This is a genomic window from Kribbella sp. CA-245084 (assembly GCF_050942355.1).
Taxonomy (GTDB): Bacteria; Actinomycetota; Actinomycetes; order Propionibacteriales; family Kribbellaceae; genus Kribbella.
This window is the reverse complement of the sequence record NZ_CP192053.1, coordinates 8,825,685-8,839,485: the sequence shown is the minus strand read 5'-3', so window position 1 is coordinate 8,839,485 and position 13,801 is coordinate 8,825,685. Positions and strand designations below refer to the sequence as shown.

Genomic DNA, 13,801 nt, shown 5'->3' with positions numbered 1-13,801 from the left:
TATCGCGGTCGGACAGGATCTGACCATGCCACGGCACAGGCCGAGGTTTTCGGGGGAATCGGGGGAGAACCTATGGCCTGGGGGGAGGTTGCCGTGGAGCGCCCGAACGTCCCGCGGGTGGTGAACCCGCGGGACAACGAGGCGGCGCTGAACTGGCAGCTGGAACGGCTCGGATCGGCGGCCTGGAAGGACTGGCCGCTGAAGTTCCAGCGGATGGCGTTCGGCTATGCGCACGACAGCGGTTGGCACGATGCGGCTGATGCGGTCGGTTGGCTCAATCACCACGACCTGCTCCGTGAAGGGGCGGCGCCACGGGGGGCGCTGGTCTGGTACCAGGCGGCAGACCGGATCCGAGTGGCCTGCTCACTCGGCTCCGGCCAGGTGGTCGGCCCACTGCTCGCCGGACCGGTCGAAGTCGCTGACCTCTTGCTACTCAGCACCGACTTCGTCTGGTCGGACCCGCACTTTCCCTTCGGGCACTGACCGTCAGTCGTTCGGTACGGCGTGCTTCGGCGCGGCGTGCTTCGCGGCGCCCGGGCCGTCGGACTTGTTGTTGCGGTTGCGGCGTCTGGCGAGCAGGTACTCGACGAGCATCGGGATCAGCGAGATCAGCACGAGCAGGACCAGCGCGGCCTCGAGGTTCTTGTGGATGAACTCGACGTTGCCGAGCGCGTGGCCCAGCAGGGTGATCGTCGGCGCCCAGAGCACCGCGCCGACCGCGGTCCAGACGAAGAACTTGCGGGCATCCATCTTGCCGGCGCCCGCGACGATCGTGACGAACGTGCGGACGATCGGCACGAAGCGGGCCATCACCAGCGCCCGCGGACCGTAGCGATCGAAGAACTCGTGCGTCTGCTCGATGTACTTCGGTTTCAGGATCCGGGCGTTCGGATTGCGGAACAGCGACGTACCCAGGAATCGGCCGATGTAGTAGCCGGACACGTTGCCGAGGAACGCGGCCACGGTCAGCAGCACGCAGGCCAGCCACAGCGGTACGTCGATGGTGCCGCGCGCGATGAACAGGCCGACCGCGAACAGCAGTGAGTCACCGGGCAGGATCGGGAACAGCACCCCGCACTCGATGAACACCACAATCAGCGTGCCCCAGAGGGCCCAGTTACCCATCCAGTTCAGGAGGTACTCCGGGTCCATCCAGTTGGGCATCAGCATCGCGACAAGAGGAAGCACGCGGACAGGGTAGCGTCCCGACCTGTGCATGAGCTGAGCAGCGACCTCCGGGGCGCGGACATGGTCGGGCCGAGCGAGGTCGGCGTCGGCCCGTGGGTGGGCGATCGGCCGGACGACCCGCGCCTGGATCCGGAGCTGCTCGCCGAGGGCGATCGGCGCAACGTCGTCGACAAATACCGGTACTGGAAGCTCGAGGCGATCGTCGAGGACCTGGACAGGCAGCGGAACCCGTTCCACGTCGCGATCGAGAACTGGCAGCACGACCTGAACATCGGCTCGGTCGTCAGGACGGCGAACGCTTTCCTCGCGGCGGAGGTCCACATCGTCGGCAACCGCAAATGGAACCGCCGCGGCGCGATGGTCACCGACCGGTACCAGCACGTCCGCCACCAGCCGACCCTCGCGGACCTGGCGTCGTACGCCGCCTCGCACGGGCTGCCTGTCATCGGCATCGACAACCTGCCCGGCTCGGTCCCGCTGGAGACGTACGACCTACCGCGCGAATGCGTCCTGCTCTTCGGTCAAGAAGGTCCCGGGCTGACCGATGATGCCCATGCGATCTGCACAGCCGTTCTCTCGATCGCACAGTTCGGCTCGACTCGCTCCATCAACGCCAGCGCAGCAGCCGCGATCGCCATGCACGCATGGATCCGCCGCCACACCTTCGGTCAGCCGTCGAGCAGCTGATCCAGGATCCCCGCGGCCAGCTGAAGTACTGCGCGCTCGGTCGGGTTGAGCCGGGTTTCGATGGCTTCGGCGAGCCAGTCGTCGGAGCTCTTCATATGTTCGCGGAGCAGTTGCCGACCGTCGTCCGTCAGCTCGATCGTGTGCCGGCGGCGGTCCTGGGCGTCCTGCTCCCTTTTGATGAGGTCTTGCTCCTCGAGGCTCGCCAGCACCCGCGTCAACGACTGTGGCTGCACGCGCTCGGATGCTGCGATCTCGCTCGCCGTCAGCGCTCCCCGCCGATGCAGCTGGCCGAGCACGGCAACGCCCGTACTGCCGAGGCCGTCACCGGTCCGCTCAGCCCGCAGCCGCAGGGCCAGCCGAGTGCTGGTCCGCCGGAGCGCGACTGCTGTGTCATAAGCTTCCACTTACTATCCTTCTCCTATTGACGCTTGGCAATGCTAAGCTCAGCTTACTATGAGTGTAATCCACTGGTCGCGGGACACACCTGTCGTTCCGGCCCAGTTGGTCACCGCAGCTCTTGCGATGGCCGCTCCCATCACGTACGGCGTCACCACCGATCACCTCGCCCACGCCTCCTTCGCAGCACTCGGCGCCCTGACCATGCCCCACCTTGGGCGCGCACCAACCATTCGAGGGCGGTTCTTGTGGTTGGCCGGTGCACAAAGTGGTCTTGGGACGGTTGTGACGGTCGCCGCGTTGGTCGGGGTGTGGCTGGGTGGGCGGGGATGGGGTGGCGCGGCCGGCGTGGTGGGGTTGGCGGCGGTGGCCGCCGTGGTCGGTGGGTTCAGCCGGTGGATGGCTGACGCGACGACGCGGTTCGTCACATTTCTCGTGATGGCGACCGGGCTGGGTACGGCGGATCCGTGGGAGGTGGCTCGCTGGTTCGCGCTCGGGGTCGCGTGGGCGATCGTGCTGGGGTTGGCGTTCTCGTCCGCTGGACCCGAGGCCGCGCGGCCGACGTACCGGCAGTTGTGGCGGCGGTGGCGCGGGAAGCTGCGGCAGTTCGACGGCTGGCGGTACGCCGTGCAGTTGGTTCCCGCGCTTGCTGTGGCGGAGGTGATAGGCCAGCTATGGCATCAGGAGAAGGGGTACTGGATCGCGCTGGCAGTGGTGATCGTTGTACGACGCCGTGGCGGATCGTTGCTTCGGGCAACACAACGCTGCGCCGGGACCTGTGCCGGCGTACTGCTCGGTGGCGTGCTCATCCTGTGGGTGCCGCCGTCAGGGGTGATCGTGGCGGTCGTCAGTGTCCTTGCCGGATTGCGGCCGTTGCTGAAGGAACGCAACTACGCTGCTTATGCCACCGTCATGACCCCGCTGGTAGTCCTGCTGATGGACCTCGGCCGTACGCCTGAGCTCTCGACCGTCGGGTACCGGCTCATCGACACCGTGATCGGCTGCCTGATCGCGATCGTTCCTACTTTGCTGTTGAGGAGAAGACATGTGGGCTGACCACGCGATCTGGTGGCAGATCTACCCTCTCGGCTTCACAGCCGATCGGACCGGCGCCCGCCTGGCGCACTTGGAGAACTGGCTCGACTACGCCATCGAGCTGGGCTGCAACGGACTCCTACTCGGTCCGATCTTCGCCTCCGAGACGCACGGCTACGACACGATCGATCATTTCCGCATCGACCCTCGCCTGGGCGACGATGCCGACTTCGACCGCTTGGTCGCCAAGGCGCACGACCGCGGTCTTCGGATCGCCCTCGACGGCGTCTTCAACCACGTTGCTCGCAGCTTCGACCACCCGGAGTGGTTCCGCAGCGACGGCGCAACCTTCGAGGGCCACGAGCACCTGGTCGCCCTCGATCACAGCAACCCCGCCGTCGCGGAGTACGTCGGCGACGTACTCCGCCATTGGCTCGACCGCGGCGTGAACGCGTGGCGCCTCGATGTCGCGTACGCCGTGCCGCCCGAATTCTGGCGCGCCGTCCTGCCGCGAGACCGGGACGCCTGGTACTTCGGCGAGGTGATCCACGGGGACTACGCCGGGTACGTCGAGAAGAGCGGGCTCGACTCGGTCACGCAGTACGAACTGTGGAAGGCGATCTGGAGTTCACTGAACGACGGCAACTTCTTCGAGCTCTCGTACGCGCTGGGCCGGCACAACGCGCTGCTCGACACGTTCGTCCCGCAGACGTTCGTCGGCAATCATGACGTGACGCGGCTCGCGACCCGCCTCGAGGACGAGCGGCGTCTCGGGCACGCGCTGGCGATCCTGTTCACGGTCGGCGGCGTACCGAGCATCTATTCGGGGGATGAGCAGGCGTTCCGCGGGCTGAAAGAGGACCGCGTCGGTGGTGACGACGCGATTCGGCCTGCTTTTCCGGACACGCCCGGTGGGCTCGCGCCGGACGGCTGGCCGACATACCGGTTGCACCAGGAGCTGATCGGCCTGCGGCGACGTCACTCCTGGCTCACCCGCGCCCGGACGACGGTCGAGCACGTGACCAATCAGACCATCGCCCTGCGCGCTCGCCACGGCGACGAATGGGTGCTGCTCCTGCTCAATGTCTCGGACTCGGACGCTGAGTTCCCGGTCGAGGATGCGGTCGTCGTCCCGCCGCACAGCTGGAAATTCTTGACACATCCGTAACGTGCGGCCGGGGTGCCGCGTTGTACTTGATGACAGAAGTGAGGCTTCTCGACCAAAGTCAGCCCCAACTCGGGGGGCTCGGCGTGCATCAAGCATGTCGTTGGGTTTGTGACGGGAATCATGGGGGTTTTGTTGATGAACGCTCTGTGGGACGAACTGATACACGAGTTGGGGACCGTGCGCGCCTTGAGCGCCGCGGCTCTGGAGGCGCGCTCGGAGACGTCGCGGGTCGCGCTGATCACCCTGCTGGACGCCGAGACCGCGGAGATCTCGGCGATCCTCGACCAGATCCTCCGCTCCGAAGCATCATCCGCGGCCTAAGGGGCCGTCAGACACCCCTTAGGAGCGCGCTGACGGCCTGCTGCAGCGCATCCGTCGGGTCGTCGGGCTGGTCGAACGAACGGTAGGCGATGTGTGCGTCCGGACGGACGAGGAGACAGCCCTCGTCCGGGATCTCGCGCACCCGCGCCCAGTCGCCGTACAGGTCGTCCAGCTCGCGGCCGGGCCCGATCACGTACGGCTCGATCGGTACGCCGAGGTGCTCGGACACGGACTGCGCCGCCTTCACCCACGCGTCGCCACCGATGCCGGTGAGGAGCGTGAACCGGCCCTTGCCGACCACGTCCAGCGTGCTGACGGTCTCGGACCCGCGGGCCAGCCAGCAGTGCGGGATCCGGGCGCCCGGCCAGGTTGTCGGGTGGTAGTACAGCTCCTGATCCCGCTCGTACGGCGGCTCGGGCGTCCCGTCGTCGATCACGGCGGATGACTTGTAGCGCTGCCCGAGCTCGACGCCGTGCGCGTTGAACTCGTAGTCCTTGAGCTCGATCGCTTGGCGCAGCTCCTCGCGCTGTGCGGCGCCTTCAGGAGTGTCGTCCTTGCGGGACTCGATCGTCCGGCCGGCCGGCGCATCCGGAGTCATCCCGAGCGCGCGGAAGATCTGCCCGAACTGATTGCGGCTCTTGTTGGCGCGGTCAACGATCTGCTTCGCGATCGGCGCCCGCTCGTCGTCGTAGGTGTCGAGGAGCTCGGGGGAGGCCTGGCCCTTCAGGACCAATGCGAGCTTCCATGCCAGGTTGTACGCGTCCTGGATCGACGTGTTCGAGCCGAGACCGTTGCTCGGCGGATGACGGTGGATCGCGTCGCCCATACAGAACACGCGGCCCTTGGACGCCTTCTCGGCGTACATGTGGTTGACGCTCCAGACCGACGTACCCTTCAGCTTCACGTCGATGGTGTCGTCGCCGACCAGGTTGTGCACGATCTCGGTCGCCATCGCCTCGTCGACCACCGGCGCGGGCTGATTGATGTCGTAGCCCCAGACGATCAGCCATTCGTTCCACGGGCGGACCATGCGGACCAGTCCGGCGCCGATCCCGCCGATCTGCGCACCCGGCTGGAGGACCCAGTACAGGACGCTCGGGCGATGGGCGACGTACCTGCTGAGGTCGGCCTCGAAGACGATGTTCATCGAACCCTCGATGTCCATCGCGCCGGCCATCGGCAGCTCGATGTCCTGGGCAACCTTGCTGCGCCCGCCGTCGGCACCGATCAAGTACTTCGCCCGGATCTGGTACGTCGTGTCGCTCAGCCGATCGCGGACGGTCGCGGTCACACCGTCCTCGTCCTGCTCGAGCGACAGGTACTCCGTGTTGAACCGGAGCTGCGCGCCGCGGCTGGCCGCCGTACTGACGAGGATCGGCTCGAAAAGCGTCTGCGGGAGATCGCGCGGCAGGCACGGGCTCGCCTCGGTGTAGTCGGCGAGCCGGCGCGGATGCGTTCCCCACGTGCGGATCCGGCCGATCTCCTCGCCCGCGAGGCTGGTGCAGAACGCCGTCTGCCCCATCAGATCGTGGGCAGTGCCGTTGTCGTTGACCTGGTCCTCGATGCCCATGTCGCGCATGAGCTCGATCGTGCGCTGGTTGGTGATGTGCGCGCGGGGTGTGTTCGCGGTCCAGCCGTACCGGGTCAGGACGATGTTGTCGACGCCATACGTGGACAGGAAGAGCGACGCGGCGCCGCCGGCGGGGCCGCTGCCGACGATGAGGACGTCTGTCGTGATCACTGCTGCGTCTCCTCGGTGGTCGCGAGCACCAGGTCGTACTCGACGGAGTAGTAGGTCTTGCCGTCTTCCTGGTGTTCGGTGAAATCGGCGATCAGGGACTGCTTGACTCCGAAGACCGCGTCCGTGTCTAGGTACTCGTCGCCGGCCGCGAACACATGGGTGATGAGCCGGCTGTAGCCGGGAGCCGTGACCATGAAGTGGATGTGCGCCGGACGCATCGGGCCGCGTCCGCCGGCTCGGAGCAGCTCGCCGACCGGTCCGTCGTCCGGGATCGGGTAGGCGACCGGCTTCACCGCCCAGAACCGGTAGTTGCCTTCGGCATCGGTCGTTAGGTGGGCCCGGTTCTGCGGTCCGTCGAGATCCTTCTGTACGTCGTAGAACCCGTCCTCATCGGCCTGCCAGGTCTCGACGAGCGCGCCGGCGATCGGCTCGCCCTTGGTGTTGAGGACCTTGCCGCTCACCAGGCACGGCTGTCCCGGGGCGCCGTTCGCGATGTCGTCGCCGAGCTGTGCCTCGGGCGATCCCTCGACGAAGAACGGGCCGAACACGGTGGACTGCGTGGCTTCCGGCGGCTTGCGGTTGCCGAGTCCGACGGTGAGCATCGACAGCCCGAGTACGTCGGCCAGCAGCACGAACTCCTGCCGCGTACCGGTCGAGATCTGGCCGGTCCGGGTGAGGAAGTCGATCGCGGTGAAGTACTCGTCCTCGGTCAGCTCCACCTCCCGCGCGAACGCGTGCAGGTGGCGTACGAGGGCGCTCATCACGTCCTTGTAGCGGTCGCTCGCGCTGCCGTCGAAGCTGGCTACCACCGCCTCGGTCAGGTCATCGCCTTGCAGATCCATCGGTCTCCTCGTTCATCAAGGTTCATCAAGGTCGCGTACCGGCCCAGGCGCGGGTGAGGATCTCGCGCACCAGGTCCTCGGTCACGGGGATCGGGTTGTCGGTGGGCCTGAACGCCTTCGCTGCTTCTCGCGCCTGGTCCCCGGTGAGCCCTAGTTCCTTCAGACTGGTCGGGACTTTCGCTGCCGTGAACAGGTCGAACAGTCCGCCGGCCAGGTCTTCGGTGCCGAGTGCAGCTTCCAGTTGTGCTTTTGATCGGGGCACCTCGGGCGCGTTGACGCGGGTGACCTGTGGCAGCACGGCCGCGTGCGTTTCCGCGTGAGGGAGGTTGTAGGTGCCGCCCAGCAGGTGGCACAGCTTGTGGTGCAGTCCCGTCCCGGCTGTCGCCAACGCCGAGCCGGCCAAGCAGGCGCCGTACAGAAGGTTGCTGCGGGCATCTAAATCTAGTGGCTCGGCAAGTGTTTGACGGAGGCCGGTGGCGAGGGCGCGGAGTCCTTCGACCGCGGTCACTTCGGTGATCGGGTCGGCTTTCGGCGTCCAGACTGCCTCGACGCAGTGCGCGATCGCGTTGGCAACGCTTGCTGCGGTGACCTTCTTCGGCAGGTGTTGGCTGAGGACCGGGTCGTACACGACAACCCGCGGCAGCACCCGCAGGTCAGTGCCGGTCGTTTTGCTTCCGCCGGACGTCTCGCCCCACACCGGCGTCATCTCAGACCCCGCGTACGTCGTGGGCACCGCAACAATCGCCACCTCGCTGGTGAGGGCGACTGCTTTCGCGAGGCCGATTGCTGAACCGCCGCCGATGGCGATGATCCCGTCGGCGTCGAGCTCATGCGCTTTGGCCCGGGCGTGCTCCGCGAGCTCGGTCGGCACGTGCTGGGTCACACCATCGATCCGCCCCGCGAACCGGTCGCCCAGCTGCACCTCGACCACGTCCGCCGCGTCGCGTGCGGACTTCGTCGCCACGACCAGCGCCCGCCGTACCCCGAGGCTCTCGACCTCGCCGGCCACCTGGTCGAGCGAGCCCGCTCCGAACACCACTCGGCCCGGCAGGAACGTGTGCACGAACCCGGCCTGAGGCTCCGCTCGTCCCGGTTCAGCTGGACGCGGCATCGGCAGCTCCGATAGGATTTCGCTCAGCGAATAGTTCTTCTTTCAACGAAAAGTAGGCTAGCCGATGGCGAGTGACGCGTCTACAGGCACGTTTCTGCAAGGCCTGGAGCGCGGGCTCGCGGTGATCCGCGCGTTCTCCGCCGATGCGCCGTCGCTGACACTGAGCGAGGTGGCGCGAGCGGTCGGCATCACGCCCGCGACCGCCCGGCGGATCCTGCTCACGCTCGAAGAGCTCGGGTACGTCCGCAGCGACCACCGCCGCTTCTCACTCACCCCGCGCGTACTCGCCCTCGGCTGGGCCTACCTGTCATCGCTGGATCTCGGCGAACTGGCCGGCCCGTTCATGGAAGAGCTCAGCGCCAAGACCCGCGAGTCCTGCTCCATCGCGACGCTAGACCTTCCGGACATCGTGTACGTCGCCCGCGTCCCCACGAGCCGGATCATGACGGTCGCGCTGGGCGTCGGCGCCCGCCTTCCGGCGTACCCGACATCGATGGGCCGCGTCCTGCTCGCGGGTCTGTCGGAGGATGAGCTGACGTCGTACCTGGACTCTCTGCAGGCCGAGGCGCTCACCCAGCGCACGGTCACGTCTCCGGACAATCTGCGCGCCACGATCGCACGGGCCCGTGCGGACGGCTACGCGCTCGTCGACCAGGAACTCGAGCAGGGCCTTCGCTCGATCGCCGCTCCCATCCACAACTCTCGCGGCCGCGTCATCGCCGCCCTCAACGTCTCCGCCCACGCCTCCCGCTCGACGCCCACCTCACTCCGCACCGAAGCCCTCCCGCACCTGCAACAAGCCGCCGCCCAAATCACCACCGCCCTGACCCACCGCGGCAACTTCTAGCCCGCCGCGGCGACTTCTAAGCGCTCTTCAGGCCTTCGAAGATCTCCAGGTAGTGCGGGTTGTTCATGATGCCGATGAGGTTGCCGAAAGGATCGACCACCGACGCGGTCCGGAAGCCGGTGTTGTTGCCGCGTTCGGTGATTGGTTCTTGGAGGGTGGCGCCGTGGTCGAGGAGATGTTGGAGCTCGGCTTCCAGGTTGTCGACGTGCCAGTGGATGACCGCGCCGGCCGGGCCTGAGGTGACCTGGTGGGTCGCGTACTTGGAGTCGATGATCCCCAGCTCGCACTGGAAGTCGCCGAAGCGGAACTCGACGTACGCCGGGTCGTCGGCGCTCGGCACGGCGTAGTACGCCTCGATGCCGAGCAACTCCTCGTACCAGGCGCGTGCCGCCTTCACATCCGCGGCGTAGAAGCTGACGGTGGCGAATCCTCGCAACATCGTGGTGGTCCTTTCCTCGGGTCTTCCCGGTTGATGACCACCACGATTCCAGTCAAAGTGCTCACCGAGTGAGCACTTTGTTGGACGAGGTCTATCTGTCGGTGCGCAGGCGGCCGTGGAGGTGCCAGTCGTGCCAGCCGTCGGCGTGCTTGATCGCCTGCCGCAATGTGCCCTCGATGCTGTAACCGGTCCGCTCGGCGACTCGGCACGACGCTGTGTTGACGGTGGAGTGCTGGATGTTCAGCCGGTTGAAGCCGATCGACTCGAACGCCCAGGCGGATAGCTCGTCGACCGACCTCGCCGCGACGGAACGAGCCCGAGCCGCCGGGGTCGCCCAATACGACAGGCTGGCTGACCCCTCCGCGAGCGAGATGTTGCGCAGACCGATCTGTCCCAGCGGCTGATCATCGCCGTCGACGACCGCCCAGCTCGCCGCTGTCTCGGCCTCCCAGCGGCCAGCCCACTGCCCGACCCACTCAGCTGCTTCCTCGAGTGTGTCGAGCCGGCGGACGTGCCACCGCTGGATCTCCGGACAGGCGAACGCCGTCAGCACAGCGCCCGCGTCGTTGCGCTGCCACGGCCGCAGGACCAATCCGTCGTTCGTCCTCAGGCGCGGCTGAGTGGCAGCTCGCAGCGTTCCTTCCGGCAGCGCTGGATCGACGAGCAGCGGCACAGGCTCAGTCCGTCTGGGTGACCTTGCGGAGGCCTCGGGGTGCGTCGGGGTCGAGGCCCAGCTTGCGGGCGAGGAGCTCGATGGCCCGTTGGGCGGGGATGACGAGGGCGAGCGGGGCGAGCGTCTCAGGGAGGGCGGGGCCGGGGAGGTTCACGTCGCAGCGGGAGGCGAACGTGGGGTCGCCGCCGATGCCGAGGATCTTGCTGCCCTTCTCGCGGACGAGACCGGCCAACTCGGTCATGCCCGGCAGTGCGGGTCCGTCGCCCGCCGCGACCAGGATCGTGACCAGGTCGGCGTCGACGACGGCGATCGGGCCGTGCTTCAGGTCGGCGTACGAGAGTCCGCGGACCGGCTGGAGACAGGTCTCCTCGAGCTTCAGCGCAACCTCGAGCGTCGTGCCGAACGTGAGTCCACGACCGCTCGCGAGTACGTCGTGTGCGCCGGCGAGCAGGTCCGCGGCGGACTCGACCGATCCGGACAGCATCTTGGCCGCCTCGTCCGGAACCCGCCCGATGTCCGCGTCGAGCGTCCCCGGCCGCTGCGCGAGCGCGTCCACGGCAACTGTGATCGCGGCCAGCTGCGTCGTATAGGTCTTGGTGGCCGGTACAGCGAGCTCCTTGCCAGCTTGCGTGATCAGCGCGACGTCGGCCGTCGAGGCCAACGGGCTGTCGCCGTCGTTCGTGATGCCGACAATCGCGGCGCCGTTCCGCTTCGCCCACTCGGCGGTGTCGACGATCTCCTGCGTCGCACCCGACTGGCTGACCGCGACGACCAGCGAGTTCGACAGGTCGAGGTTCGCGCCGTACAGCGTGGCTACCGACGGAGCTGCCAGGGACGCCTGCCGGCCGGCGTGGATCTCGGTCAGGTACCGCCCGTAGACCCCGGCGTTGTCCGACGATCCACGGGCGACGAAGATCACGTGCCGCCGCCCGGCGGCGAGCCTGGTGATGTCGTGCCGCAGCGGCAGAACATGCTCGAACGTCGCCGCGAGCGCCGCCGGCTGCTCGGCGATCTCGCGCGCCATCTGGGTTTCCTGGGCGGGCACAGACACCACTGGGATCACTGGTCCTATCTGGTCTTAACAGGTATGCTGCGCACGATAGCAGTGAGCGGCGTCCCGGGGCACCCCCGAGATCCGCCCAGGTCTGGAGGATCGAGATTCCATGGTGGCGACCAAGCGGGCCCAGGTCCGATCGGTGCTGGAACGGCTGATCGATGTCGAGCTGCATCCCGGCGATCCGATCCCGTCCGAGCGGGCCCTGGTCGACAAGCTGAACGTCTCGCGGGTGACCGTCCGGCAGGCGATCAGCGACCTGGTCGAGTCCGGCGCGCTGGAGCGGGTGCACGGCAAGGGCACCTTCGTCACCGGCCCCCAGGTCGACTCCCAGCTGCACCTGACCTCGTTCTCCCGGGAGATGCGGGCCCGTGGCCTCGAGCCCGGGACCGTGGTGCTGTCGGCCAGCGAGATCGAGGCCTCCGACGAGACCGCCAAGGGCCTGCGGGTCCCCAAGGGCACCAAGGTGATCCGGGTCGAGCGGCTCCGCACGGCCGACGCGTCGCCGATGGCCTACGAGGTCGGCTACTACCCGTCCGCGCTCTTCCCCGGCCTGCTCGGCCGCGAGCTCGGCACCCTGTACGACGTCTTTGCCAGTGAGTACGACGTCGTCGTCACCTCCGGTGAGCAGACCGTCCGGGCGGACAACGCCGACGGTCATGTCGCCCGGGTGCTCGGCGTGGCCAGGCGGGCACCCCTGCTGGTCCTCGAGCGCACCACGTTCGCCGGCCGCAAGGTCGTCGAGCTGTCCTGGTCGGCCTACCGCGCCGACCGCTACCGGCTGCACATGGCCCTGACCCCACGCGGCCCGCGAACCGGGTCCGCCTGACCGTCCCCGGACCGGCGTCGGTTCCCGGAGATCATCCGGACGCAACGAACTGGATCGGTCCTGTTCATCAACTGGTCTACATCCCTGCCGATCGCTCCCCGGCCACCGGGCCGGACCGGCAGGCGGGCCGCTGGTCACGACGAAGTGCCAGGCGGCAATACTTAGGACGTGTCTCCCAATCCCACGCCTACTGCGCGGCACTCGGCGGGCGCCTCGCTGAGCTGGAGCGAAGGGAACGATGAACCCGCATCGAGCCCTCCGCTCCAGCTCACCGAGGCACTCCGCCGAGCACCTGCTCGCTACGGCGTGGGATCGGAAGACACGCCCTGAGCCGAACCCACAAGAACTGTGTTGTGAGGAGTACCGCGAGACATGCCTATTGCAACCCCTGAGGTCTATGCCCAGATGCTGGACAAGGCCAAGCAGAACCGCTTCGCCTACCCGGCCATCAATGTCAGCTCCTCGCAGACGCTGAACGCCGCGATCCGCGGTTTCGCCGAGGCGGGCTCGGACGGCATCATCCAGGTCTCCACCGGCGGTGCGGAGTACCTGTCCGGTCCGACCGTGAAGAACATGGTGTCCGGTGCGGTCGCGCTGGCGGCGTACGCGCACGAGGTCGCCAAGAACTACCCGGTGAACATCGCGCTGCACACCGACCACTGCCCGAAGGACAAGCTCGAGGGCTTCGTCCGGCCGCTGCTGGAGATCTCCGCCGAGCGCGTCGCGCGCGGCGAGAACCCGCTGTTCCAGTCGCACATGTGGGACGGCTCGGCGGTGCCGCTGACCGAGAACCTGGAGATCGCCAAGGAGCTGCTGGCCAAGACGGCCGCGGCGAAGATCGTCCTGGAGATCGAGGTCGGCGTCGTCGGCGGCGAGGAGGACGGTGTCGCCAACGAGATCAACGAGAAGCTCTACACCACGGTCGAGGACGGCCTGGCCACGGTCGAGGCGCTCGGCACCGGTGAGAACGGCCGCTACCTGACCGCGCTGACCTTCGGCAACGTGCACGGCGTCTACGAGCCGGGCGCGGTCAAGCTGCGGCCGGAGATCCTTGCGGAGATCCAGGAGCAGGTCGGCGCCAAGGTCGGCAAGGAGCGTCCGTTCGACCTGGTCTTCCACGGTGGCTCCGGCTCGACGCTCGAGGAGATCCGGGCCGCGGTCGACCACGGTGTCATCAAGATGAACGTCGACACCGACACGCAGTACGCGTTCACCCGGCCGGTGGCGGCGCACATGTTCAGCAACTACGACGGCGTGCTGAAGGTGGACGGCGAGGTCGGCAACAAGAAGGCCTACGACCCGCGCGCCTGGGGCAAGGCGGGCGAAGTGGGTATGGCGAACCGCGTCGGCGAGGCCTGCGAGAGCCTCCGCTCGACCGGTACGTCGCTGAACGGCTGACATCAGCTGGGTCCTCCTCAAGGGGATCTTCGAGGGGCTCACCACCGCGTGAATGCACGCGGCGGTGAGCCT

16 protein-coding genes are annotated in these 13,801 nt (G+C 67.5%); 8 read left to right on the top strand and 8 right to left on the bottom strand.

What is annotated here, in order from left to right; all coding sequences use genetic code 11:
- The first annotated feature begins 72 nt into the window (after positions 1-72).
- Entirely contained in the window at positions 73-483 is a 411-nt protein-coding gene (locus ACQPYH_RS42495) for a hypothetical protein (protein WP_432883782.1), read from the top strand.
- A gap of 3 nt (positions 484-486) precedes the next feature.
- Here ACQPYH_RS42495 and ACQPYH_RS42490 read toward each other — a convergent pair whose 3' ends face one another.
- The gene (locus ACQPYH_RS42490; RefSeq protein ID WP_432883779.1) at positions 487-1,188 is read right to left on the bottom strand and encodes a DedA family protein; all 702 of its coding nucleotides are present in this window, start codon (positions 1,186-1,188) and stop codon (positions 487-489) included.
- A gap of 60 nt (positions 1,189-1,248) precedes the next feature.
- Here ACQPYH_RS42490 and ACQPYH_RS42485 point away from each other — a divergent pair, with 60 nt between their 5' ends.
- Positions 1,249-1,875 carry a TrmH family RNA methyltransferase gene (locus ACQPYH_RS42485; protein WP_432894647.1) on the top strand — a complete coding sequence of 209 codons (627 nt, stop codon included), beginning with the start codon at positions 1,249-1,251 and terminating at the stop codon, positions 1,873-1,875.
- On the opposite strand, the gene ACQPYH_RS42480 is transcribed toward ACQPYH_RS42485, so the two are convergent.
- Positions 1,857-2,279 carry a MarR family winged helix-turn-helix transcriptional regulator gene (locus ACQPYH_RS42480; protein ID WP_432883776.1) on the bottom strand — a complete coding sequence of 141 codons (423 nt, stop codon included), beginning with the start codon at positions 2,277-2,279 and terminating at the stop codon, positions 1,857-1,859. The genes ACQPYH_RS42485 and ACQPYH_RS42480 overlap by 19 nt on opposite strands.
- Positions 2,280-2,328: 49 nt before the next feature.
- On the opposite strand from ACQPYH_RS42480, the gene ACQPYH_RS42475 reads away from it, so the two are divergent.
- From ACQPYH_RS42475 to ACQPYH_RS42465, 3 genes are all read left to right on the top strand, one after another.
- Positions 2,329-3,327, top strand: a complete 999-nt coding sequence (locus tag ACQPYH_RS42475) for an FUSC family protein (RefSeq protein WP_432883773.1) — start codon at positions 2,329-2,331, stop codon at positions 3,325-3,327.
- The gene (locus ACQPYH_RS42470) at positions 3,317-4,474 is read left to right on the top strand and encodes an alpha-amylase family protein (protein ID WP_432883772.1); all 1,158 of its coding nucleotides are present in this window, start codon (positions 3,317-3,319) and stop codon (positions 4,472-4,474) included. Before ACQPYH_RS42475 ends, ACQPYH_RS42470 begins: the two co-directional genes overlap by 11 nt.
- A gap of 135 nt (positions 4,475-4,609) precedes the next feature.
- A complete protein-coding gene (locus ACQPYH_RS42465) occupies positions 4,610-4,795 on the top strand; it encodes a hypothetical protein (protein ID WP_432883769.1) in 186 nt (61 codons plus the stop codon).
- Between the two features lie 7 nt (positions 4,796-4,802).
- On the opposite strand, the gene ACQPYH_RS42460 is transcribed toward ACQPYH_RS42465, so the two are convergent.
- The 3 genes from ACQPYH_RS42460 to ACQPYH_RS42450 are packed head-to-tail and all read right to left on the bottom strand — an operon-like array spanning position 4,803 to position 8,489.
- Entirely contained in the window at positions 4,803-6,536 is a 1,734-nt protein-coding gene (locus ACQPYH_RS42460) for an FAD-dependent monooxygenase (protein ID WP_432883766.1), read from the bottom strand.
- Positions 6,533-7,378 (bottom strand): intradiol ring-cleavage dioxygenase, encoded by an 846-nt coding sequence (locus ACQPYH_RS42455; protein ID WP_432883763.1) that lies wholly within the window; start codon positions 7,376-7,378, stop codon positions 6,533-6,535. The genes ACQPYH_RS42460 and ACQPYH_RS42455 overlap by 4 nt, the downstream gene beginning before the upstream one ends.
- A gap of 25 nt (positions 7,379-7,403) precedes the next feature.
- On the bottom strand, positions 7,404-8,489 hold the full coding sequence (locus tag ACQPYH_RS42450) for a maleylacetate reductase (RefSeq protein ID WP_432883761.1): 1,086 nt from the start codon (positions 8,487-8,489) through the stop codon (positions 7,404-7,406).
- 64 nt (positions 8,490-8,553) lie between these two features.
- Here ACQPYH_RS42450 and ACQPYH_RS42445 point away from each other — a divergent pair, with 64 nt between their 5' ends.
- Entirely contained in the window at positions 8,554-9,336 is a 783-nt protein-coding gene (locus ACQPYH_RS42445; RefSeq protein ID WP_432883758.1) for an IclR family transcriptional regulator domain-containing protein, read from the top strand.
- A gap of 16 nt (positions 9,337-9,352) precedes the next feature.
- On the opposite strand, the gene ACQPYH_RS42440 is transcribed toward ACQPYH_RS42445, so the two are convergent.
- The 3 genes from ACQPYH_RS42440 to ACQPYH_RS42430 all read right to left on the bottom strand — a co-directional run bounded on the left by ACQPYH_RS42440 (position 9,353) and on the right by ACQPYH_RS42430 (position 11,472).
- Entirely contained in the window at positions 9,353-9,775 is a 423-nt protein-coding gene (locus tag ACQPYH_RS42440; RefSeq protein WP_432883756.1) for a VOC family protein, read from the bottom strand.
- A gap of 91 nt (positions 9,776-9,866) precedes the next feature.
- Positions 9,867-10,448 (bottom strand): GNAT family N-acetyltransferase, encoded by a 582-nt coding sequence (locus ACQPYH_RS42435; protein WP_432883754.1) that lies wholly within the window; start codon positions 10,446-10,448, stop codon positions 9,867-9,869.
- Positions 10,449-10,452: 4 nt separating this feature from the next.
- Positions 10,453-11,472 carry an SIS domain-containing protein gene (locus tag ACQPYH_RS42430; protein WP_432883751.1) on the bottom strand — a complete coding sequence of 340 codons (1,020 nt, stop codon included), beginning with the start codon at positions 11,470-11,472 and terminating at the stop codon, positions 10,453-10,455.
- 139 nt (positions 11,473-11,611) lie between these two features.
- Between ACQPYH_RS42430 and ACQPYH_RS42425 the strand changes: the two genes are divergently transcribed.
- Both ACQPYH_RS42425 and fbaA read left to right on the top strand, forming a co-directional pair.
- Positions 11,612-12,331, top strand: a complete 720-nt coding sequence (locus ACQPYH_RS42425) for a GntR family transcriptional regulator (RefSeq protein WP_130442574.1) — start codon at positions 11,612-11,614, stop codon at positions 12,329-12,331.
- A 372-nt stretch (positions 12,332-12,703) separates the two neighbouring features.
- Positions 12,704-13,729: a class II fructose-bisphosphate aldolase gene (gene fbaA, locus ACQPYH_RS42420; RefSeq protein WP_432883749.1), complete on the top strand. Its 1,026-nt coding sequence runs from the start codon at positions 12,704-12,706 to the stop codon at positions 13,727-13,729.
- Positions 13,730-13,801: the final 72 nt, after the last annotated feature.